This is a genomic window from Streptomyces sp. NPDC002643 (genome assembly GCF_053592555.1).
Genome location: NZ_JBSFVY010000005.1, coordinates 160,188 through 182,562 on the forward strand (window position 1 = coordinate 160,188; position 22,375 = coordinate 182,562).

The 22,375-nt window shown below is 71.3% G+C and carries 15 protein-coding genes; 11 read left to right on the top strand and 4 right to left on the bottom strand.

Annotated features, from left to right (window positions below):
• Positions 1–13: 13 nt before the first annotated feature.
• Complete coding sequence (locus ACWD4G_RS09685) at positions 14–1,876, bottom strand: cellulase family glycosylhydrolase (RefSeq protein ID WP_451291956.1); 1,863 nt, start codon at positions 1,874–1,876, stop codon at positions 14–16.
• A 473-nt stretch (positions 1,877–2,349) separates the two neighbouring features.
• Between ACWD4G_RS09685 and ACWD4G_RS09690 the strand changes: the two genes are divergently transcribed.
• Positions 2,350–3,498, top strand: coding sequence for an XdhC family protein (locus ACWD4G_RS09690; RefSeq protein ID WP_451291958.1), 1,149 nt, complete (start codon positions 2,350–2,352; stop codon positions 3,496–3,498).
• A 50-nt stretch (positions 3,499–3,548) separates the two neighbouring features.
• On the opposite strand, the gene ACWD4G_RS09695 is transcribed toward ACWD4G_RS09690, so the two are convergent.
• Positions 3,549–4,052 (bottom strand): metallophosphoesterase family protein, encoded by a 504-nt coding sequence (locus tag ACWD4G_RS09695; RefSeq protein ID WP_451291960.1) that lies wholly within the window; start codon positions 4,050–4,052, stop codon positions 3,549–3,551.
• 114 nt (positions 4,053–4,166) lie between these two features.
• Here ACWD4G_RS09695 and ACWD4G_RS09700 point away from each other — a divergent pair, with 114 nt between their 5' ends.
• The 4 genes from ACWD4G_RS09700 (at position 4,167) to ACWD4G_RS09715 (ending at position 8,405) form a co-directional block, all read left to right on the top strand.
• Positions 4,167–5,396, top strand: a complete 1,230-nt coding sequence (locus ACWD4G_RS09700; protein WP_451291962.1) for an FAD-dependent monooxygenase — start codon at positions 4,167–4,169, stop codon at positions 5,394–5,396.
• Positions 5,397–5,490: 94 nt separating this feature from the next.
• A complete protein-coding gene (locus ACWD4G_RS09705) occupies positions 5,491–6,210 on the top strand; it encodes a TetR/AcrR family transcriptional regulator (RefSeq protein ID WP_451291964.1) in 720 nt (239 codons plus the stop codon).
• 108 nt (positions 6,211–6,318) lie between these two features.
• Complete coding sequence (locus ACWD4G_RS09710) at positions 6,319–7,512, top strand: NAD(P)/FAD-dependent oxidoreductase (RefSeq protein ID WP_451291965.1); 1,194 nt, start codon at positions 6,319–6,321, stop codon at positions 7,510–7,512.
• Positions 7,509–8,405, top strand: a complete 897-nt coding sequence (locus ACWD4G_RS09715; RefSeq protein WP_451291967.1) for an RNA polymerase sigma-70 factor — start codon at positions 7,509–7,511, stop codon at positions 8,403–8,405. Before ACWD4G_RS09710 ends, ACWD4G_RS09715 begins: the two co-directional genes overlap by 4 nt.
• Positions 8,406–8,459: 54 nt before the next feature.
• On the opposite strand, the gene ACWD4G_RS09720 is transcribed toward ACWD4G_RS09715, so the two are convergent.
• Positions 8,460–10,889, bottom strand: a complete 2,430-nt coding sequence (locus ACWD4G_RS09720) for a SpoIIE family protein phosphatase (protein WP_451291969.1) — start codon at positions 10,887–10,889, stop codon at positions 8,460–8,462.
• A 168-nt stretch (positions 10,890–11,057) separates the two neighbouring features.
• Between ACWD4G_RS09720 and ACWD4G_RS09725 the strand changes: the two genes are divergently transcribed.
• Positions 11,058–13,202 (top strand): SpoIIE family protein phosphatase, encoded by a 2,145-nt coding sequence (locus ACWD4G_RS09725; protein WP_451291971.1) that lies wholly within the window; start codon positions 11,058–11,060, stop codon positions 13,200–13,202.
• Between the two features lie 162 nt (positions 13,203–13,364).
• Here ACWD4G_RS09725 and ACWD4G_RS09730 read toward each other — a convergent pair whose 3' ends face one another.
• Complete coding sequence (locus ACWD4G_RS09730; RefSeq protein ID WP_451291973.1) at positions 13,365–14,750, bottom strand: S1 family peptidase; 1,386 nt, start codon at positions 14,748–14,750, stop codon at positions 13,365–13,367.
• A gap of 316 nt (positions 14,751–15,066) precedes the next feature.
• Here ACWD4G_RS09730 and ACWD4G_RS09735 point away from each other — a divergent pair, with 316 nt between their 5' ends.
• From ACWD4G_RS09735 to ACWD4G_RS09755, 5 genes are all read left to right on the top strand, one after another.
• Positions 15,067–15,480 carry a PaaI family thioesterase gene (locus ACWD4G_RS09735; protein ID WP_451291975.1) on the top strand — a complete coding sequence of 138 codons (414 nt, stop codon included), beginning with the start codon at positions 15,067–15,069 and terminating at the stop codon, positions 15,478–15,480.
• Positions 15,481–15,983: 503 nt separating this feature from the next.
• Positions 15,984–16,193 carry a type A2 lantipeptide gene (locus tag ACWD4G_RS09740; protein WP_451291977.1) on the top strand — a complete coding sequence of 70 codons (210 nt, stop codon included), beginning with the start codon at positions 15,984–15,986 and terminating at the stop codon, positions 16,191–16,193.
• Positions 16,194–16,358: 165 nt separating this feature from the next.
• Positions 16,359–17,165: an HlyD family efflux transporter periplasmic adaptor subunit gene (locus tag ACWD4G_RS09745; RefSeq protein ID WP_451291979.1), complete on the top strand. Its 807-nt coding sequence runs from the start codon at positions 16,359–16,361 to the stop codon at positions 17,163–17,165.
• A gap of 68 nt (positions 17,166–17,233) precedes the next feature.
• Positions 17,234–19,399, top strand: coding sequence for an NHLP family bacteriocin export ABC transporter peptidase/permease/ATPase subunit (locus ACWD4G_RS09750; protein ID WP_451292299.1), 2,166 nt, complete (start codon positions 17,234–17,236; stop codon positions 19,397–19,399).
• 130 nt (positions 19,400–19,529) lie between these two features.
• The gene (locus tag ACWD4G_RS09755) at positions 19,530–22,301 is read left to right on the top strand and encodes an NHLP bacteriocin export ABC transporter permease/ATPase subunit (protein WP_451292301.1); all 2,772 of its coding nucleotides are present in this window, start codon (positions 19,530–19,532) and stop codon (positions 22,299–22,301) included.
• The last annotated feature ends 74 nt before the right edge of the window (positions 22,302–22,375 follow it).

Here is a 22,375-nt window from a genome sequence, read left to right on the forward strand (position 1 = left end):
CCGAGTTCCTCGGCTAACCGAATTCCGAGGCCAGCCAGTTCGACAGCTCCGTCCGCGCCGCGTTCAGCAGCGTCGAGGACGGGGCTGTCGCGCCGTTGGTGACCAGGGCGTAGTGCAGACTGCCCGAGTCGGCGGCGGTGAGCAGCAGCCGGCGGCTGCCGGTGCCGCCCGGTTCCTTGGCGGCGGCGATCGGTGTCGAGGTGGTGTACGCCGGCGGCGAGGACGTCACCCCGAGGTCGGACACCACTGTGGTGGAGGCCGTCGGGAAGGACGCCGGAAGGTGCAGTTCGCTCGGCTCGGTGCTGCCGTCGGAGCGCCAGACGAGAAGGGCGTACTGGCCGGAGCCGACGAGCGAGGAGACGTTCGGCAGTGAGCTGGGCACCGGGTTCCACGTCAGGGTGGTGGAGCCGTCGCGGGAGCGGTCCTCGAAGGTGAAGGCGAGGGCGCTGCCGGCCGTGGCGCTCGGGTAGACACGGTCCAGCATCCGGGCGTCCTGGCGGAGCACGGGCGTACCGGAGTCGTCGAGGCGTACGGCGGAGAGGTCCTCGCCGTTCCAGGCGTCGCCCTCGATCTGGACCTTGTCGGGGTTGTCGTTCATCAGCTCGTTGTGGCGGCCCCAGTAGATGTCCCACTGCCACTGGGAGCCGGACAGGACCGGGCCGGAGGCCGCCGGGTCGGACCACCAGTCGACGCCCTTCACGCGGGAGTCGAGCGCCTGGTACATGGCCTTGTAGACGGTGGGCGCCTTGTCGGAGACCGATCCGCTGAGCGGGTGCCCGAACTCGCTGATGATCGCGGCCGTGCCGTTCGCCGCGGCCCGGTCACGGACGGTCCCGAAGTCGGTCACGTACTGGCCGTTCTCCGCCTTGCCCCACATGAAGACGCCGGAGATCGCCTTCTGGTCGTAGAAGTGGGTGTTGAAGACGAAGCGCGGGCCGATCGTGCCGGCGTCCAGCAGTCCGCCCTCCTGCTTCTGGAAGTCGAGGTTGGCGTTCCAGAAGAGGTTCGGCTCGACGAAGGCCGGCTTGGACTGCCAGCCCGCCGCGTCCATCCGGGCGCGGTACTTGACGTAGAACGGCCACAGGACGTCCTTCTCCCAGGTCCTGCTGGTCTGCCCCGAGTCGAGGGTCCCGAAGTGCGGCTCGTTCCACGGGTCGAAGCCGACGACACCCTGGAACTGCTCGGTGGTGAGGTTCGCCTTGATGTACGTCATCGTCTTCTGGGCCGTGCTCAGGAAGGAGTCCTGGAGGCCGTAGGTGTTGTGCCAGAAGTCGTACGTCGACTCCGTGACGGCCGCGTTCGAGGTGATGTTCTGGCCCCAGAACGGGCAGATCCCGCAGTATTCGTCGGGGTAGTCGCCGAGGTCGACGGCCCACTTGGGGGCGCCGTCGCCGGTGTACCAGCTGTCGGAGTCGAACAGCCAGCGGGAGTACAGGTCCTGGTGCCAGTCCGGGTAGACCCTGATCCCGGCGTCCAGGAAGGCGCCCATCTGGGCGGTGGCCGCCGCTAGGTAGGTGGTGTCGACCTGGCCGCGCACCGGTTCGGCGTAGGCCCAGGACAGCAGGAAGCGGACGGAGTTGCCGCCGCCGAGGGCCCTCAGCGCGGTGGCCGACTTCTTGGCGTCGGCGACCGAGGCGAAGGGCAGACCGTTGTTCTCCTTGAGCTTCGTCTCGCCGGAGACGTTGTAGCCGCGCAGGACGACCTCGCGGCCGAGGCCGTCCTTGAACGTGCCGCCGTCGACCGTGAGGGTGGCCGCGGCCTGGGCGTCGAACCAGAGTTCATCAGTGAGAGCGGAGGAGGGCTGGGGGCCCGCCGTGGTCAGGAAGCCGGTGACGAGTACGAGGACACCGAGCAGACGGGTACGCAATCTTGACATGTCCGCCACATTCGACATGTTCCCAACGGTCCCAATGGGCAGGCGAGCCGTCAATAGCATCTGACGCACGAGTAAGTACCCGAATTCTCAAGAGAGTTCACCTGCCACGACCGATTCTTTGCCCTCACACGGCTTGAGGGGGGCTTGTGCGGGCGGGTCGGGGGCGTGCGGGTGGGGCGTTCGGGTGGGTGGAGGAGCGGCGGGGTGGGGGCCTGTGCGGGCAGGTGGGGGGGCGTGCGGTCGGGAGGAAAGCGGCGGGGCCGGGGGGCCTGCGGACGGGAGGAGGAGCGGCGGGACCGGGGGCCTGCGCGGGCACGTAGGAGGCGTGCCGGTCCGGGAGGAGGAGCGGCGGGGTAGGGGCCTGTGCGGGCAGGTTGGGGACTGCGGGTGGGTGGTGTGGGGCGCGGTGTTCGGGGGGTGGTGCGAGGCTGGCAGAGGGGGTGGTCAGGTTCCGGTTCTGGAGGGGAGCTGTGATGCGTGAGATCCTCCCGGGGCTCGGTGAGTGGTGGGCGGCGGGCGTGCCCTTCGGTCTCGCCACCGTCGTCGCGGTGAGCCGGAGTGCGCCGCGTGGGCCGGGGGCCGCGATGGCGGTGGGGCCCGGTGACGAGGTCGTGGGCAGTGTGTCGGGCGGGTGTGTGGAGGGGGCCGTCTTCGAGCTGGCCCAGGAGGTGGTCGCCTCCGGCGGGGCACGGCTCGCGACCTTCGGGTACAGCGACGAGGACGCGTTCGCGGTGGGGCTGACCTGCGGCGGCGAGATCACCCTGCTGGTGCGGAGGGTGACGCCGGAGGAGGACCCGGCGTTCGGGGCGATCGTCGAGTCCGTGGGCGACGGGCGTCCGGTGACCGTGGCGACCGTGATCGACGGGCCGGCCCCGCGTGGGGCCACGCTCGCCGTGTGGCCGGAAGCGGTGTCCGGCCCCCTCAGCACCCTCGGCTCCCTCGGCCCCCTCAGTACTCTGGGCTCCCTCGGCTCGGCGGGGCTGGATGTGGCGGTCACCGCCGACGCGCGCGGCGAGCTGGCCCAGGGCGCCACCGGGCAGCGGCACTACGGGCCGCACGGCGAGCGCCGCGAGGACGCCGTCACCGTCTTCCTTCAGTCCTTCGCGCCGCCGCCGCGCATGCTGGTCTTCGGCGCCATCGACTACGCCGCCGCCGTCGCCCGGATCGGCGACTTCCTCGGCTACCGGGTGACCGTGTGCGACGCCCGGCCCGTCTTCGCCACGCCGAAGCGGTTCCCCGCCGCCGTGGAGGTGGTCGTCGAGTGGCCGCACCGCTATCTGCGGGACACCGCGACCGATGACCGCACGGTCGTCTGTGTCCTCACCCATGACCCCAAGTTCGATGTGCCGCTGCTGGAGGAGGCGCTGCGGCGGCCGGCCGCGTACATCGGGGCGATGGGCAGCCGCCGTACGCATGAGGAGCGGATGCGGCGGCTGGACGAGGCCGGGCTGACCGGGGCCGAGCGGGCACGGCTGCGCTCCCCGATCGGGCTCGACCTCGGGGCCCGTACACCCGAGGAGGTGGCCGTGTCGGTCGCCGCCGAGATCGTCGCGCTGCGCTGGGGAGGCAGCGGGGCGCCGCTCACGGTGACGGACGGGGCCATTCATCCACGGGGATGGTGACCCCGTTCATCCGCGTGCGCGGTGGTGGGGCGGCCGGTCCGAGGTGGCCGTCAGGCGCGGGGCGGCAAGCGGTGCAGACGTACGTCCGTCAGGGTGCCGTTCGTGATCGTCGCCGTCATATAGGTGCAGTGGGGCCGGCGGCGGCGGTCGGTGGGTGAGCCGGGGTTCAGGAGGCGTAGGCCCGAGTCCGTGGTGGTGTCCCACGGGATGTGACTGTGGCCGAAGACCAGCACGTCGGTGTCGGGGAAGCGGTCGGCGCAGCGGCGTTCGCGGCCCTGGGCGGGGCCGGTCTCGTGGACGACGGCGAGCCGGAGGCCGTCGAGTTCGGCGTGGGCGACCTCGGGGAGGCGGGCGCGCAGTCCGGGGCCGTCGTTGTTGCCGTGGACGCCGATCAAACGGCGGGAGCGGGTTTCGAGGAGGTCGAGGGTGGCCTCGTCGACCCAGTCACCGGCGTGGACGACCACATCGGCCCGGGGAAGCTCGGCGAGCAGCGGCTCGGGCAGGGCCTTGGCGCGCTTGGGGAGATGGGTGTCGGACATCAACAGGAGTCGCACCCGGCCAGGGTGCCATCGACAGGGTGCCGTCGGAGGGCCGACCGCACCCAAGACCGAGTTCACACTCGCCGACTGACTAAATAACCAATCTAGTCAGTCGGTCTACGCGGGCGCATGAAGACGAACACCACCCCGCGACAGCGGGCTCTCGTAGTCGGGCTCGGTGTCAGCGGAACCGCCTCCGCGCTGCGGCTGCACAGGGCGGGCTGGGACGTTGTCGTCCTGGAGAAGGCAGCCGAGCGCCGCCGCGGCGGGTACTTCCTCACCCTCTTCGGCACCGGGATCACCGCGGCGGAGCGCCTGGGAATCGAGGTGCCGGACCGCTTCTCGGAGGAGATCGCCTACTACAACGTCGATCGCGCGGGCCGGCGGCGGCGCGGCATGGGCTTCGCCGAGGCCGTGCCCGGCGCGTCACGCCCGGTCGTGCGCGGCGACGTCGAGGAGGCCGCGTTCCACGCCCTGCCCGAGGACGTCGAGATCCGGTACTCGTCCGTTCCGGTCGCCCTCCACCAGAGCGCGGAAGACACGGACGGTGTGCGGGTCGACATCGAGGACCGGGCCTCGGGGGCGGTGACCACCGAACGGTTCGACCTCGTGGTCGGGGCGGACGGGCTGCGTTCCACCGTGCGCCGGCTGGCGTTCGGGCCGGATGACGGCCGTATCCACCGTCTCGGCTACATGCGGGCGGCGTGCGCCCTGCCCGGCCCGGTGCCCGGTTTCCGGAGCACGGACGGGATCGTGATGTCCGAACTGGGCCGCTCGGCATGGGTGTTCGCCTTCGCCGACCGGCCGCCGACGGTGCTGTTCACCTACCGGACCGACGACGTGGACGGCGAGTTCACCCGGCCCGCCATCGACTCGCTGCGGGCGGTGTTCGGACCGGAGCCCACGGGCTCGACGCTGGGCTGGCTCCTCGACCGGTTCGAGCAGGCGCCTGACCATCTGTTCGACACCGCCGAGCAGGTGCGCCTCGACACCTGGCACCGGGGCAGGGTGGTGCTCGTCGGCGACTCGGCGTGGTGTCTGACCCTCTACTCCGGGATGGGGGCCTCCAGCGGCCTGGCCGGGGCCGACATGCTGGGCACGATGCTGGAGCGGTATCCGGCGGACGTGCCTCGGGCGTTGGCGGCATGGGAGGCGAAGCTCCGCCCCTTCATCGAGTTCCACCAGGGCAGCGGCATGGTCATGCGCAAGCTCTTCGTCCCGGCCGACCGCGCCGAGTACGAGATCCGGTCCGTCTTCGACCATGTGGTGGGGACGACGCTCGGCAGGACGCTCGTGTCGAAGCTGGAGCACCACAGCAAGGCCTCCCGGATGAAGACGGTCGACATCGGCCTGGCCTGACCCGGCCTCAGGGGCCGCCGCGCAATGGGCTCATCGCCTCCGTGCACTCCCGTGACGTCATGACGCCGGAGAGCGAACGGGAGGAACCACGACGGTGAGCCGGCTGATCGAACACGACTCCGTCAAGGCGGCCAGAATCCTCGACAGCGCACGCGAGTTGGTCCTCGCACACGGCGTCGGCAAGGTGACCATCGCCGAGATCGCCTCGGCCGCGGGCGTCGGCAAGGGCACGGTCTACCTGTACTGGGAGACCAAGGAGGACCTGTTCGTCGGGCTGGCCGCGCGTGAGGTGATGGCCTGGATCGAGACCGTCGACGACCGGATCGCCGAGGACCCGCAGTCCGTCCTGCCCCGCCGTCTCGCTCCGCTGCTCATCCGCACGACACTCGACAACCCATGGCTGCGATGGCTCCGCAGCGACGACAGCGCACTGCGCCAGCTGCTCCACCGCCCCGCCGACCAGGAGCGCTTCGCCGAGGCCACCACCAGCGCGATGGGCAACGCGGTCCTGACGATCCTGCGCGACCACGGGATCGTGCGCGACGATCTCCCGCCGGCCCGGCAGATGTACGCCCTGCACGCCGTGCTGGTCGGGTTCCTCACCGTCATGAACGACGGCCATGTCGCGGGTTCACTCAGCGTCGACGATCCCGAAACCGCCCTCGCCGACACCGTCCATCTGCTCCTCGAACGGCCTCACGACCCCGCCGCGAGCGAGGTCGCCGAGGCGGCGGAGGCGGTGCGGGCCCGGTTCACCGAGATCCACGACAACCTCCTGGGACTCGTCGCGACGGGCGCCGCCGGCACCCGATGACCCGCGCCCTCCAGGGCCCCTCCTGTGCGCCACGTCACATCCGCGAACTGTCACACCCGATGCCCGGCCGGTGTCTCAATGCCGAGTCCAGAGGAACGAGGAGACATGATGAGCGGGAACGTCGAGGTGGTCGTGATCGGCGGCGGATACGGGGGTGTGACGGCGGCCAACAGCCTGGCCCGCCGCGCTGGTGTGTCGGTGACCCTGGTCAATCCCCGTCCCCACTTCGTCGAGCGCATCCGCCTGCACCAGCGCGTGACCGGCTCCGACGACGCGGTCATCGGCTTCGACGAGGTTCTGGGCGCGAACGTCCGTGTGGTGGTCGACACCGCGACCCGGATCGACGCCGCCGGGCGCCGGGTGTCCCTGGCGGGTGGCGACACGGTCTCCTACGACTACCTCGTCTACGCGGTGGGCAGCGGCGCAGCCGATCCAGGCGTCCCCGGGGCGGCCGAGTTCGCCCACTGGGTGTCGGACCTGGAAGGGGCGGAACGACTGCGGTCGGCGCTGGACGCGAAACCCGCAGCGGCTCCGGTGACCGTGGTCGGGGCCGGCCCGACCGGACTGGAGACCGCCGCCGAGCTGGCCGAAGCGGGCCGCAAGGTCACCCTGGTCTGCGGCGATGTGCTCGGCCCCTCCCTGCACGCCCGCGTCCGCCGCCCGGTCGCCCGCCGGCTCGCCAGACTGGGTGTGACCGTCCTCGAAGGTCCCGGCGCGCAGGTGATCGAGGTGACCCGTGACGGCGTACGGCTGGACGGCGCCCGTGAGCTGCCCAGCGCGGTGACGATCTGGACAGCGGGATTCCGTGTCCCGGATCTGGCCGCCCGCAGCGGGCTGCGCACCGACGGCGCGGGCCGTCTGGTCACCGACGGGACGCTCACCAGCGTGGACGACGAGCGCATCGTCGCCGCCGGGGACGCGGCGGTGATGACCGACCACCCGTTCCGGATGAGCTGCCAGGCCGCCGTGCAGCTGGGTCCGGCGGCCGCCGCCACGATCCTGCGCCGGATCGCGGGGAGGTCACCCTCTCCCGTGCGGATGTTCTTCGCCGGGCAGTGCCTCAGCCTCGGCCGCAACGAGGGCGTCACCCAGTTCTCCTACCCGAACGACAAGGTGAACGCGCTCCGCATCAGCGGGCGGACGGGCGCCGGTGTCAAGGAGATCGCCTGCCGGTTCACCCTCAACAAGCTGGTGTCCGGGGCCCGCAAGGCCGGTTCCCACGCATCCCACGGCGACCACGGCGACCGCACCGACCGCACCGACCGCCCGGAGACGCCCCGGCCGGAACAGCGCACGTCGTGAACGACCACGTCACCGATCCCTCGACCGAGGCCTTCGTCGCGCACCGGGACCTGCTGTTCACCGTGGCCTACGAGATCCTGGGCTCCGCGGCGGACGCCGAGGACGTACTCCAGGAGACCTGGCTGCGATGGGTCGAGGTGGACCTGGCGCGGGTGCGGGACCCGCGTGCCTACCTGGTCCGGATCACGACCCGGCAGGCGCTCAACCGGCTGCGCGCCCTCAAACGGCGCAAGGAGACCTATGTCGGTCCCTGGCTGCCCGAGCCCCTGCTCACCACGCCGGACGTCGCCGAGGACGTCGAACTGTCCGAGAGCCTGTCGCTGGCGCTGATGTTCATCCTCGAAACCCTCTCGCCGACCGAACGCGCCGTCTTCGTGCTGCGCGAGGTCTTCGACATCGGCTACGAGGACATCGCCGCCGCGATCGACAAGAGCCCCGCCGCCGTGCGCCAGATCGCCCACCGCGCACGCCGGCACGTCGACGCCCGCCGGCCGCGCACACCGGTCTCCCCGGAGGAGGCGCGGGCCACGCTGGAGTCGTTCCAGCGCGCGCTGGAGACCGGGGACGTGCGGGGCCTGCTCGACGTACTCGCCCCGGACGTCGTGTTCGTCAGCGACGGAGGCGGCCTCAAACGGGCGGCCCTGCAGCCGGTCGTCGGCGCCGACAAGGTGCTCCGCTACATGGCCGGCAGTATGGGCAAGGCCGGCGGCACCCTCGTGGGTGAGCTGACGACGGTCAACGGCAACCCCGGACTGATCCTTCGTCTGGACGGCGAGATCGACGGCGTGCTGGCCTTCCGCGTGGAGAACGCCCGCGTCACCGGCCTCTACTACGTCCGCAACCCCGAGAAGCTCACCCGCGTCGAGTCCGCGACCCCGCTCACCTCCCGCTGACCACCGCCGAGAAACACACGGGGGCCACCCGGGTGAGGTGGCCCCTGGAGCGGCTCACTCCTGGGCGGACTCCCCCATCGGGATCTCCGCCCACACCTGTTTGCCGCCGCTGACCGGGAGGGTGCCCCAGGCGGTCGACATGGCCTCCACCAGGAGGATGCCTCGGCCGCCGGTGGCCTCCCAGCCGATGTTGGGGGGCTTTCTCGGGGTGCGGGGCGAGGTGTCGGTGACCGACACGCGCAGGCGGTCGGAGAGGAGGGTGAGGTCGAGGCGGACACGGCCGTCGGTGTGGACGAGGGCGTTGGTGACGAGTTCGGAGACGACGAGGAGAACGGTGTCGGACTCGGACTCGACGCCCCAGGCCCTGAGCACCCGGCGGGAGTAGCGGCGGGCCTGGCCGACGGCCTGGGGCACGCGCCACACGGTCCAGTTCTCGCGCTGCGGGCGCAGGGCCATGCCCTCGTAGCGCATGAGGAGCAGGGCCACGTCGTCGTCGCGGTTGGCGCCCCCGAGGAGGGTGTCGGCGACGGCTCCCAGGTGGGCGGGGTCGGCGGCGGACAGTTGGTCGGCGAGATGGTCGAGGCCGTCCTCGATGTCGATCTGGGCGGACTCGACGAGGCCGTCCGTGGTCAGGGCGAGCAGCGTGCCGGGGGTCAGGCGCAGCGGGGTCATCGGGAAGTCGGCCTGGCGGACGACGCCGAGCGGGGGTCCGCCCTCCGACTCGGTGATGGTGGTGGTGCCGTCGGGATGGCGCAGCACGGGCGGCAGATGGCCGGCCCGGACGTACCAGGCGGAGCCCTCCTCCATGTCGATGTCGACATAGCAGCAGGTGGCGAAGAGGTCGGTCTCCATGTCGACGAGGAGCCGGTTGGCGTGGGAGACGACCACGTCGGGCGGGTGGCCCTCGACGGCGTAGGCGCGCAGGGCGGTGCGCATCTGGCCCATGAGGGTGGCGGCGCCGACGTTGTGGCCCTGGACGTCGCCGATGACGAGGGCGACGTGGTTGTCGGGCAGCGGGATGACGTCGTACCAGTCGCCGCCGACCTCCAGACCGGCGGTGGTGGGCAGATAGCGGGCGACGGCGACCGCGCCGGGGAGCTGGGGCAGTCGGCGTGGGAGGAGGGTGCGCTGGAGCATGTCGACGAGTTCGTGCTCGGCGTCGAAGGCGCGGGCGCGCACCAGGGCCTGGCCGGCGAGACCGGCGGCGGCCGTGAGGAGGGCGCGTTCGTCGGTGCCGAAGTCGTGGGGGACGTCCCAGCCGATCAGACAGGCGCCGGCCATCCGGCCGCCGGCGGGCAGTGGCAGGACGGCGAGTCCGCCGGGGCCGACCTCGGCGAGGGCGGGCTCCAGATCGGTGCCGGCGGGCCAGATCGCGGTACGGCCCTCCCGCAGGGCGGCGGCGAGGGTCGGCATGGTGCGCACGGGCGCGTCGGGCCACTCCGAGCGCCACTCGGCACGCCACACCTCGGGCCATGCCTCCGGCTGCGGCGGATCGAGGACGGTGACGACCAGCCGGTCGCCCTCCAGTTCGGCGAGGGCGATCCGGTCGGCCTGGAGGGGCTTGCGCAGGGCGGTGACGACGGCCTGGCTGACGTCGCGGACGGTGCCGGCGGTGGCGAGGGCCGCGGCGAGGCGCTGGATGCGGGCCACGTCGTTGAGGCCGGAACGCATGGTGGAGGCGTCGGCGACGGTGCCCACCAGCCGGGTGGGGCGGCCCTCGCCGCCGGCCACCATCCGGCCGCGCAGCCGCAGCCACTTCTGCTCGCCGGAGGGCCGCTGGATGCGGAACTCCAGCTCGCGGTCGCCGAGGGTCATGTGGTCCGCCTCCACGACGGACATCAGCGCGGGCAGGTCCTCGGGCACGGTCATCGCCATCAGGGTCTCGACCCGACCGTCGAACTCGCCGGGGCCGATACCCAGCAGTTCCAGCAGTTCGTCGTCGACCTCGACGAGCCCGGTGTCCATGGAGTACTCGAAAGCGGCGCCGGCGGGCGGGGCCGGGGCGGCGTGGGCGGCGGCCTCGGCCAGGAGTTCGAGGCACTGCCGGTCCTCGGCGCCGAAGCCGTCCACGTCGTCGCTGACGGCGACCAGGCAGCCGCGCTCCCCCAGGGGCAGCACACCCATCGAGCGGTCCCGGGGCCGGGAGCGGGAGACATCGGCCGGCTGCCGGAGGTCGCCCGCGTCCAGCCAGCGGGGCTCCCGGGAGCGGCACACCTCGGCGACCGGGGCGTCACCGGTGCAGCGGTAGCTGTCCCGCAGCCCGTACATGCCTCTGGGGACGCCGGCCGACGCGATCAGGGAGAGCAGTTCGCCGTCGCCGTCCGGGGTGTACACGGCTGCGTGGGTCGCCTCCGTGAAGACGAGCACCTGTTCGAGGATGGCGTGGAGGCGCTCATGGGGATCGAGGTCGCCGGTGAGGGTTTTCAAGGCGAGTTCGGCACGCAGCGTCTTCGTCCCGCGTCCCGCTGCGCCCTCACTGACCACGTCCGCAATTACAGCGCTTCTGCCCGTTTCGCGCAGCCCCTGTGACCGTTCCGGGGAGCCCGCGCCCGGAACGGTCACAGGGGCCGCGCTGTTCGCCGTGCGGGTGTGTCCGGCAGGAGGGAGCCTTGACGCGGGGGCCCGTCGCGCTGGTGCGAGGAGGTGGTCGCCGTGCCCGACAGGCGCGCGTCCGGGGAGCGGACGACGGTCGAGACCGCGGCCCGTGTCGGCCATCCGCTGCTGTCGCTCGCGCTGGCCTCGATGCTGGACGACGTCCAGGCCCACTCCGGCGCGGTGTATCTCCTCGCCCCCGACGAGCCCGTGCTGGAGATGGCCGTCATGGCGGGGCTGCCCAGGTCGTTCGCCGCGCCGTGGGAGCGGGTCGGGCTGAGCGCGCCGGTGCCGGTCTCGGAGGCCGTACGGGACCGGCGGCTGGTGTGGGTGAGCGGCGAGGAGCAGATGGCCCGCCGCTACCCCCGGATCGCCGTGGTCCTCCCCTACCCCTTCGCCCTGGCCGCGCTGCCGGTGGCGACCCGTGACACGACGTACGGGGCCGTCTTCCTGACGTGGCCCGGCTCCCATCCACCGGAGCTGAGCGAACGCGAGCGGGACACGCTCACCTCGGCGTGCGACCGGCTCGCGATCCGGCTCAAGCGCGCCGAGGACGAGGGCCGGCCGGTGCTGCCCGAGCCGGATCTGTCGGCGCCGTCCACCACGACCGTCGCGGGCACGCTCGGCACGGTGGAGGCGGCGCGGATGGTGGCGCGGCTGCCGTACGGGATGTGCGCGCTGGATCTGCACGGGCGGATCTCCTTCGCCAACGCGGCGACGGCGGAGCTGCTGGGCATCCCGGTGAGCGGTCTGCTGGGCACCCAGCTGTGGGCGTCCGTGCCCTGGCTGAACGATCCCTCCTACGAGGACCGGTACCGGGCGGCGCTGATGAGCCAGCAGGTCACGTCGTTCGTGGCGCTCAAGCCGCCGAAGGACTGGCTGTCGTTCCGGCTGTACCCGGGGACGAACGGGCTGAGCGTGCGGATCGCCCCGGCCCGCGCGGTCACCGAGATGGAGGCGGCCGCGCGCGGGGAGGGCGACGGATCGCGTCGGCTGGTCACCATCCACCATGTGCTGGACGTGGCGAGCGCGCTCACCGAGGCCGTGGGGGTGCAGGACGTGGTGGAGCTGGTGGCGGGCGAGATCGCGCCGGCCGTGGGCAGCCAGGCGTTCGTCATGCTCGGCTCGCGCGGGGGGCGCCTGCATGTGCTCGGGCACCGCGGTTACGCCGACGCGCGCGTGGTGGAACGCTTCGACGGGATGCCGCTCACCGCCCAGACCGCCGGGGCGCATGCCCTGAGCAGCGGGGTCCCCGCGTTCTTCGAGAACCGGCAGCAGTTGGAGCACCTGTATCCGACGCGCGGGTCCTCGCCGGACGGGCTGGCCGCGTGGGCGTATTTGCCGCTGATCGCCTCGGGGCGGCCGGTGGGCACCTGTGTGCTCGGGTACGCGGAGCCGCATCCCTTCCCGGCCGACGAGCGGGCCGTGCTCACCAGTCTGAGCGGGCTCATCGCGCAGGCCCTGGACCGGGCGATGGTGTACGACGCCAAGCACCAGCTCGCGCACGGGCTGCAGGCGGCGCTGCTGCCGCACTCCCTGCCGTCGATCCCCGGTATCGAGGCCGCCTCCCGCTATCTGCCCGCGACCCGGGGCATGGACATCGGGGGCGACTTCTTCGACCTCGTGCTCTCGCACGGGCGGGCGTCGGCCGTGATCGGCGATGTGCAGGGGCACAACGTGACGGCGGCCGGGTTGATGGGGCAGCTGCGTACGGCCGTACGGGCGTACACGACCGTCGGGCAGGCGCCGGGGGATGTCATGAGCAGCACCAATCGGCTGCTCATCGATCTGGGTTCGGAGTTGTTCGCCAGTTGTCTGTATCTGCGGCTCGATCCCGGGCGTGGGACGGCTGTGATGGCGCGGGCGGGGCATCCGCCGCCGTTGCTGCGCAGGCCTGATGGCCGGGTGCGGGTGCTGGATCTCGCGGGTGGGCCGTTGCTCGGGATCGACGCGAGTGCGGTGTATCCGACGACCGAGGTGGAGTTGGGGGCGGGGGCGGTGCTGGCGCTGTACACCGATGGGTTGATCGAGTCGCCGGGGGTGGATATCGAGGATGCGTTGGCCGAGCTCGGGGGGCGGTTCGCCTCCGGCGGGGGGCGGTCGTTGGAGGCTGTTGCCGATGGGCTGGTGGGGGAAGTCGAGGCTGCGGAGGAGCGGTTGGATGATGTGGCGTTGCTTTTGTTGCGGGCTGAGGGAGTTGGGTGACAAAGCCGATTGGTCCGACCCTCCCGCCGGAGGGTCGGACCGGTCCACCTGTTGGCCCTCACCGTTGTGGTGTGGGCTTTGGGTGGGGCGTGGGGTGACGGGTCGGTGTCAGTGGCCGCTGAACCGGGCCGTCGTCCACGTTCTCGGGGGTGGGGTCTCCGGTTACTGGCCGGCGACGCCCTGGTGGTCGACGCCCTGGTCCTCGGCGCCCTGCTCCTCCTGGCCCGCACCGGCAGCGGCGGCCTCGTCACCGGCGTCGGCGTCCTCGCCGGCACCGGCCGCGGCGGCCTCCTCTTCCTCACCGGCACCGGCGACCGCGCCGCCGTCGACGGCCTCTTCGCCCGCACCGGCGTCGGCGCCGCCCGCGACCTCTTCTTCGCCCGCGCCCGCGGCGGCGCCACCGGCGGCCTCTTCACCGGCACCCGCGTCGGCACCGCCCGCTGCTTCCTCGCCGGCGCCCGCGCCGCCGTCGCCTATGGTCGCGCCGACCGCCGCGAGGGCGGTGGTGACCGGCTGGAAGAAGGTCTCGCCGCCGACGGTGCAGTCGCCGCTGCCGCCGGAGGTCAGACCGATGGCCTGGCCGTCCTCGGTGAACAGTGAGCCGCCGCTGTCGCCGGGCTCGGCGCAGACGTTGGTCTGGATGAGACCGGTGACCGTGCCCTCGGGGTAGTTCACCGTGGCGTCGAGACCGGTGACCTGGCCGTCGGCCAGACCCGTGGTGCTGCCCATGCGGAAGACCTGGAGGCCGACCGTGGCCTCGCCGGCCGCGTTGATGTCGACGGTCTGGCCGTTGCCGAGGTCGACCGTGCTGGCCGCCTGGGTCGCCGGGTCGTTGTACTTGACCAGGGCGAAGTCACCGGCGCCGGGGAAGGTCGCGGTGGCCGCGTCGGTGGTGCCGATCGGCTCGCCGCCGTCCTCCTCGGCCCAGTCGGCCGCCGCGACACCGCAGTGACCGGCGGTCAGGAAGCCCGGGGTGCCGTCGGCGTTGACGACGTTGAAGCCGGCCGAGCAGCGGGCGCCGCCGCCGAAGATGGCGTCGCCGCCCTCCAGGAACGTCTTGAAGGTGCCGGCGGACTTCTTGATGGTCGCCATGCCGGAGCCGAGGGACTTGACCGTCGACTCGATGGTGTCCCAGTTCTCGCCGGTGACCGTGGAGTCGGCGGTGACCTGGAGCTTGTTGGTGCGGGGGTCGATCGCCCAGGCCGTGCCCGGAACGCTCGCCTGCGCCTTCAGCGTCGCCGCGCCCTCCTGGAGCTCGGACCAGCTGTTCTCGACCTCGCGGACCTCCGCGCCGGCCTTCTTGGCCTGGATGATCACATTGTTGTCGTCACCGTTGATCTCAAGGCCGTCGATGACGTTGATGATGAGCTGCTGCTCGCCCGAGTCGTAGTACGCGCCTGCGAACGCGTCACCGAGCAGGTCCTGGAGCTGGGAGGCGAGGTCCGAGGCGTCGCTCGCCTCAAGGGTCTGCGCGGTGGGGTTCTCCGACTCCGACTGGGAGGCCATCGCGTTCGGAAGGATGAGGGCCGCAGCTCCGAGCGCAGCCACGCCGCCTGCTGCTACAAAGGCCTTGCGCTTGGTTGTGCGTTTGTGACTCACTCTGTGACCTCCTGGGGACGGGGACCCTGCCGCCGTCCGGCGGGTGAACTGTCGGCGCCTGGTTGCCAGTTGGTACGGATGGTTCCGGTGGGGTGTTCAACACTCCCCGAAAAGTTTTCGATCTTCCGGTTCGCAAAGTGCGGTTCGGGTGGCATTTCACGACTTCCCGCCCCCGGTGGCGCGTGTTACCGGCCACAGGGGCACACCTAACCGGCCACAAGGCTCTCGGCGTTCCTCTCTCCCCCTCCCTGGGCACGATGACCGCATGACGCTCACGCCCGCCGAGGCCGACAAGATCCTCGCCGCCAACTTCGCTCCCTGGGTGCTCGATCTGGGGCTGACGGTCGTGGAGGTGGAGGAGGGGTGTGCGGTGCTGCGGCTGCCCTGGTCCGATCGGCTCGCGCGGGAGGGCGGGGCCCTGTCGGGTCAGGCCCTGATGGCGGCGGCCGACACGGCGACGGTGATCGCGGTGTCGGCGGCGCGCGGCGCCTTCGTACCGATGACCACGGTTCAGCAGTCGACGAGTTTTCAGCGGGCGGTCGTCGGTGAGGACGTTCTGGTGGATGCCTCTCTCACCAAGCTCGGGCGGCGGATGGCGTTCGCCGACATCGCGATGACCGCCGCCGGTTCGGGGGCGCTGGCGGCGCGGGCGAGCACGGTGTACGCGCTCCTGGGGTGACAAGCGCCCACTCCCGGGGCGAATGAGGACAAGCCGATGGCCCTCCGGACACGGTCGGCGACCGTTCGACGACGGGCGGTTTCCGCTTGCCGATCCGTCGAACGGCTTCAGGGAATCTCCACACCGAATGCTCAGCGAGGTCACGGAGAGCGGTAATTCTGCACACCCGCCGGCGGTGTGCCGCGCCTTTGAGGCGGGACTGTCCATTTCGTTTTCCGCGTGGCAATCAACGGCACATGTCGATGCCGTGGCCCGTGTGAAGAACTTGCCACCGAGGCGTGCCCGCGCCTGCACGGATGAACGTTTGTGGTCACCAAGTGCGCTGGTGACAAGCGTTGTTGATTGGATGTGCGCCACGGCGATCTGCTTTGATCCATCGCACCGCGGGGGCCGCGAAACTCTCGGAAACGAGGGAGCGGGTGCTCCCGTGCGCGGCCGTCGTTCTGTCCCCAGAAGGGGGCCGCTCCCCCCTTATGAAGATCCATATGAAGGGAAGTTCCACTATGAACCCCCAGGTTGAGACCGCTGAGCTGTCGGACGCCGCGCTCGACGCCGTTTCCGGTGGTCTGCAGATCAACGCCGTCGGCACCGTCACCGGTCTGGTGGACGGCATCGCCCCGGTCTCCGGTCTGGTCAACACGGCTGTCGACACCGTCGAGGGTGTCACCGGCCTGAACACCGCCCCGGTCACGAACCTGGTCGCCGGTCTCTGATCGCGCCCCAGTGACGCTGAGTCCCGGAACCACCCTGACGGTTCCGGGGCTCTTCGGGTGTCTGGAACCTTCAGTGCCGTAGAGCTTTCAGTGCCGTGAACCCGGCGGTGAAAGCCCTTTTGTCTCACCCCTTTTGTCTCACATCGCGCAGGTGAGGGAAGTCCCGTGCAGTTCCGCCAACAGGCCCTCGCCAAGCTGCAGTCACCGGAGGAGCTGGACCTTCCGGTGCGGCTCGCCCGTCCGCAGGGCTGGCTGGTGCTGTCCGTGGCGGTGGTCGCCGTGGCCGCCGCGTCCGTATGGGCCGTCACGGGTTCCGTCGCCTCCACGGTGAGCGCGTCGGCCATCCTCACGCACAACCAGGGCAGTTACGTACTGCAGAGCCCGGTCGCGGGCCAGGTGACCGCCGTTCTCGCCAAGCAGGGCGAGCGGTTGCCCGCCAAGGCCCCCGTGCTCAAGGTCGCCACCGCCGAGGGCGAGACCGTCGTACGGTCCGTCGCCGCCGGCCGGGTCTCCGCGCTCGCCGCGACGATCGGGCAGATCATCCAGACCGGCGCCAATGTCGCCGCGATAGAGAAGGTGGCCGACGCCGACGACCCGCTGTACGCCACGGTGTACGTCCCCGCCGAGAACGCCGCCTCCATCCCGAAGAACGCCCGCGTGGACCTCACCGTGCAGTCGGCGCCCACCCAGCAGTACGGCGTACTGCGCGGCCATGTGCAGAAGGTGGACCGGAGCGTGCAGACCCCGCAGTCGATCGGGGCGTTCCTCGGGGACAGTCAGCTGGGCGAGCAGTTCACCAAGAAGGGCCGGCCGGTGGCCGTGACCGTACGGCTGGACCGCAAGGAGTCGACCGAGTCGGGATATGCCTGGTCCTCGCAGGACGGGCCGCCGTTCGAGCTGACCTCCATGACCATGGCCACGGGTTCGATCCGTATGGCCGACGAGCGTCCGATCGATTGGCTGCTCCCGTGACCGCGCCCCAGGACACCGCTCCGCCCACGGCACCCGGCAGACGGAAGGCCGCGCCGAAGAAGCGTCCGGTGCCCAAGGGCAGGCGGCGGACCGTCCGTACGCCCACGGTGCTGCAGATGGAGGCGGTGGAGTGCGGCGCCGCCTCCCTCGCCATGGTCCTCGCGCACCACGGCCGGCACATCCCGCTGGAGGAGCTGCGCATCGCCTGCGGTGTCTCGCGGGACGGCTCGCGGGCGAGCAATCTGCTGAAGGCGGCCCGTAGTTATGGGCTCACGGCCAAGGGCATGCAGATGGATGTGGCCGCCCTCGCCGAGGTGCAGGGTCCGGCCATCCTGTTCTGGGAGTTCAACCACTACGTCGTCTACGACGGCATGGGGCGCCGCTTCGGCAGGCGGGGCGTCCAGATCAACGACCCCGGCAAGGGCCGTCGGTTCGTGCCGATGGAGGAATTCGACGCCAGTTTCACCGGTGTCGTCCTCGTCATGGAACCCGGTGACGCCTTCGAGAAGGGCGGCCGCAAGCCGGGGGTCCTCGGCGCGATGCCCGCCCGGATGCGCGGCACCGCCGGCACCCTGCCCGCCGCCGTCCTCGCGAGCCTGCTGCTGGTGGCGGTCGGCGCGGCCGTTCCCGCCCTGAGCCGCACGTACATCGACATGTTCCTGATCGGCGGCCAGACTTCGCTGCTGGGCGTGCTGTTCACGTCGATGGGCGCGTGCGTCCTGCTGACGGTCCTGCTGACCTGGCTGCAGCAGGCGAACCTGCTGCGCGGCCGGCTGATCTCCTCCACCCTCTCCAGCGCCCGCTTCCTGCGCCATCTCCTGCGGCTGCCCGTCACGTTCTTCGCGCAGCGCAGCCCCGCCGACCTCGTGCAGCGGCTCCAGTCCAACGACGCGGTCTCCGAGACCCTGGCCCGTGATCTCGCGGCAGCGGGTGTGGACGCGATCGTCGTCGTCCTCTACGCCGTACTCCTCTATACCTACGACCCCCAGCTCACCTTCGTCGGGATCGCAGTGGCCCTGCTGAACGTGGTCGCGATGCGGGTGGTGATCCGGCTGCGCGCGACCCGCACGGCTAAGCTGCGGGCCGACGCCGCCCGGCTCACCAACACGGCGTACACCGGCCTGCAGCTGATCGAGACGATGAAGGCGACCGGCGGCGAGGACGGCTACTTCCGCAAGTGGGCCGGACAGCACGCCACCACCCTGGAGGAGCAGCAGCGGCTCGGGGTGCCGAGCGCCTGGCTGGGTGTCGTCGCCCCGACGCTCGCCACGCTCAACAGCGCGCTGATCCTGTGGATCGGCGGTATGCGGGCGATCGAGGGCCATATATCCGTGGGCCTGCTGGTCGCCTTCCAGGCCCTGGTCACGCGTTTCACCGCGCCGCTCACCCGGCTCAACGGGGTCGCGGGCCGTATCCAGGACTTCGCGGCCGACGTGGCCCGCCTCAAGGACGTGGAGAACTTCCAGGCCGACCCGCTGTACGCCCGCCCGGACACCGTCGAGTCCACCCGCCGACTGCACGGCCATGTGGAGCTGGAGAACATCTCCTTCGGCTACAGCCCCCTCGACAAGCCCCTGCTCACCGGCTTCGACCTCACCGTCGGCCCCGGTCAGCAGGTGGCGCTGGTCGGCGGCTCCGGAAGCGGCAAGTCGACGGTGTCGCGGCTGATCTCGGGTCTGTACGCGCCCTGGGAGGGCGTGATCCGAATCGACGGCCAGCGTCTGGAGGACATCCCACGCGGCGCGCTCGCCGCCTCGGTCTCCTTCGTCGACCAGGAGGTGTTCCTCTTCGAGGGCTCCGTCCGCGACAACGTCGCCCTGTGGGACCCGTCCATCCCCGACGAGGCCGTGGCCGACGCGCTACGGGACGCGGCCCTGTACGACGTGGTCGCCCGCCGTCCCGGTGGTATCCACAGCAAGGTCGAGCAGGACGGCCGCAACTTCTCCGGCGGACAGCGCCAACGCCTGGAGATCGCCCGCGCGTTGGTGCGCAGGCCCAGCATCCTCGTTCTCGACGAGGTGACCAGCGCGCTCGACGCGGAGACCGAGCTGATCGTCATGGACAACCTCCGCAAGCGCGGCTGCGCCTGTGTGGTGATCGCCCACCGGCTCTCCACAGTCCGCGACAGCGACGAGATCGTCGTCCTGCAGCACGGCTCGATCGTGGAACGCGGCCGGCACGAGGAGCTGGTGGCACGCGGCGGCGCGTACGCCCAGCTGGTCAGGGAGCGATGAGATGACTGGCGTCAACGACGGCTACGGGGGCCAGGAAACCTACGGCGCGCAGGCGGGCCAAGGCGTCCAGGGCGGCTCGGAGACCTACGGCGGCCAGGGCGGCGACCTCGTTCTCGGCGCCCTCGGCTCCATGGGCACCCCCCTCGACTGCTCCGGCTACACCCGGCTCGACCTCGAAGGCCCCCAAGTGCTGTGGCTGGTGGCGTCCGGCGCACTGGATTTGTTCGCGGTGGACGCCGTGCAGCAGGGCCACTGGCACCACCTTGGCCGGCTGGAAGCGGGCTCGCTGCTCCTCGGCCCGGTCTCCGGCCCTCAACACACCCTGGTGGCCAGGCCCCTGCGCGACTGTGTCGTCCGCCGGGTCGGCCTGCGTGAGCTGTACCAGCCCGTGAACACCGAGACCTGGTCGTACGACGAATGGGGCAACCCCCAACTCGTCCCCCCGCAGACCAGCCCCCTCGAATACGCCCTCGCGCTCGGTGTCGGCCGCGGCCTCTCCATCCTCTTTCAGGCGCCGATGGCCACCGAGCAGGCCGCCGCGCTCACCGACGACGACGTGTTCTGGATGCAGGTCCCGCCCGGCAGCGTCCAGTACGGCTCGCTGTACGGGGCCGAGGCGGCGGCCGATCTGCTGATGGACCCCGGGGTCTGGCAGAGCATGGTCGACCAGCAGTACCGGCTGCTGGCCACGCTGGACCGCTGGATCGAACAGCTGGAGCGCACCCACGAGGACCGTACGGCCGCCGGTATCAAGGCGGGCGAGGCGGTCCGCGCGCAGGCCGACCAGACCCTGCTCGCCTCCATCGGCAAGTCGTCCCACGCCCGGCGCACCACGGCGGCGGACGCCGACGCCACCTACGCGGCCTGCAAGCTCGTCGCCCGGGCCGCCGGGATCGCCCTCGTCGACTCCGCGCAGGGCGGCACCGAGAGCGACCGGCTCGACCCGGTGGAACGCATCGCGCTCGCGTCCCGCGTCCGGGCCCGTGCGGTACGGCTCGCCGGGCCCTGGTGGCGGGAGAACGTGGGCCCGCTGGTCGGGCACCGGGCGCTGTCCGGGGGGCCGGTCGCCCTGCTGTGGCGGCGCGGCGGCTATGTGGCCGTACAGCCCTCCTCCGGCCGGGAGACGCCGATCGAGAGGGAGAACGCGGCGGAGTTCGAGCCGCGTGCCGTGATGTTCTACCGCCCGTTGCCGGAGCGGGTGCTGAGCCCGCTGCGGCTGATGCGATTCAGCCTCCAGGGCACCGGCGGCGACATGACGGGCCTGCTGCTCAGCGGTCTGGTGACGGTCGCGCTCGGCTCGCTCGTGCCCATCGCGACGGGCAAGATCCTCGGCGAGTACGTACCGAAGGCCCAGGAGAACCTGATCGTCCAGAGCTGTCTGGCGGTGATGCTGGCGAGCGTGGTCTCGGCGGCGTTCCTGCTGCTGCAGAACCTGACGATCCTGCGCCTCGAAGGCCGTATCGAGGCGACCCTCCAACCGGCGGTCTGGGACCGTCTGTTGCGCCTTCCCACCAAGTTCTTCGCGTCCCGCTCGACCGGTGAACTCGCCAGCGCCGCCATGGGCATCAGCGCGATCCGCCGAACGCTCGCCGGGGTCGGTCCGGTGGTCGCCCAGTCGGTGACCGTCGGCGCGGTGAACCTGGCGCTGCTGCTCTGGTTCAGCGTGCCGATGGCGCTGGCCGCGATCGGGATGCTGGTGATCGTGGCGGCGGTGTTCCTGGGCCTCGGCCTGTGGCAGGTCCGCTGGCAGCGCCGGCTGATCGTGCTCAGCAACAAGCTCAACAACCAGGCCTTCCAGACCCTGCGCGGTCTGCCGAAGCTACGGGTCGCGGCGGCCGAGAACTACGCGTACGCCGCCTGGGCCGGCGAGTTCGCGCGCAGCCGGGAGCTCCAGCAGAAGGTCGGCGGGATCAAGAACCTCAACACGGTGCTGGGCGCGGTCTATCTCCCCCTGTGCACGCTGCTGATGTTCATGCTGCTCGCGGGCCCGGCCCGGGGCTCGATGTCGGCGGCGGACTTCCTCACCTTCAACACCTCGGTGACGATGCTGCTGACGTCCGTCACCCAGCTCACCGGCGCGTTCGTGTCGGCGGTGGCCGTGCTGCCGCTCTTCGAGGAGATCAAGCCGGTGCTGGAGGCGACACCGGAGGTGCGTACGGCGAGTACGCGGCCGGGGGTGCTGTCCGGTGCGATCGAGGCCCGCCGGCTCTCCTTCCGCTACGCGGACGACGGTCCGCTGGTGCTGGACGATGTGTCGTTCGACATCAAGCCGGGTGAGTTCGTGGCGATCGTGGGCCCCAGCGGCTGCGGCAAGTCGACGCTGCTGCGTCTGCTCATCGGCTTCGACAAGCCGGTCTCGGGCAGCGTCCTGTACGACGGCCAGGACCTGGGCGCCCTGGACCAGTCCGCCGTACGCCGCCAGTGCGGAGTCGTGTTGCAACACGCCCAACCATTCACCGGTTCCATCCTGGACGTCATCTGCGGGACCGAGCCGTACACGCCGGAGGAGGCGATGGCGGCGGCCGAGATGGCGGGGCTCGCCGAGGACATCAAGCGCATGCCGATGGGGCTGCACACCATCGTCCAGGGCAACGGGGCGATCTCCGGGGGCCAGCGCCAACGTCTGATGATCGCCCAGGCGTTGATCCGCCGGCCGCGCATCCTCTTCTTCGACGAGGCGACCAGCGCGCTCGACAACGAGACCCAGCGCACGGTGATCGAGAGCACGCGCGCCCTCAATGCCACGCGGATCGTCATCGCCCACCGCCTGTCCACCGTCATGGACGCCGACCGGGTGGTGGTGATGGAGGACGGCAAGGTGGCGGAGGTGGGACCGCCGGGTCAGTTGCTGGCGAACGCGGGTGGGCGCCTGCATGAGCTGGTGCGACGGCAGATGGCGTGACGGGGATGTTTCCCGCCCCCGCCGCCCCTACCCGTCCCATCCTGGGGGCTGCGCCCCCAGACCCCCGCTGATCG

Bases quoted from the DNA above. Each gene is read 5' to 3' on its own strand.
- ACWD4G_RS09710 (WP_451291965.1), top strand. From the start codon at position 6,319: ATGAGCGGGAACGTCGAGGTGGTCGTGATCGGCGGCGGATACGGGGGT.
- ACWD4G_RS09740 (WP_451291977.1), top strand. From the start codon at position 15,984: ATGAACCCCCAGGTTGAGACCGCTGAGCTGTCGGACGCCGCGCTCGAC.
- ACWD4G_RS09685 (WP_451291956.1), bottom strand. From the start codon at position 1,876: ATGTCAAGATTGCGTACCCGTCTGCTCGGTGTCCTCGTACTCGTCACC.
- ACWD4G_RS09690 (WP_451291958.1), top strand. From the start codon at position 2,350: ATGCGTGAGATCCTCCCGGGGCTCGGTGAGTGGTGGGCGGCGGGCGTG.
- ACWD4G_RS09755 (WP_451292301.1), top strand. From the start codon at position 19,530: ATGGGCACCCCCCTCGACTGCTCCGGCTACACCCGGCTCGACCTCGAA.
- ACWD4G_RS09700 (WP_451291962.1), top strand. From the start codon at position 4,167: ATGAAGACGAACACCACCCCGCGACAGCGGGCTCTCGTAGTCGGGCTC.
- ACWD4G_RS09735 (WP_451291975.1), top strand. From the start codon at position 15,067: ATGACGCTCACGCCCGCCGAGGCCGACAAGATCCTCGCCGCCAACTTC.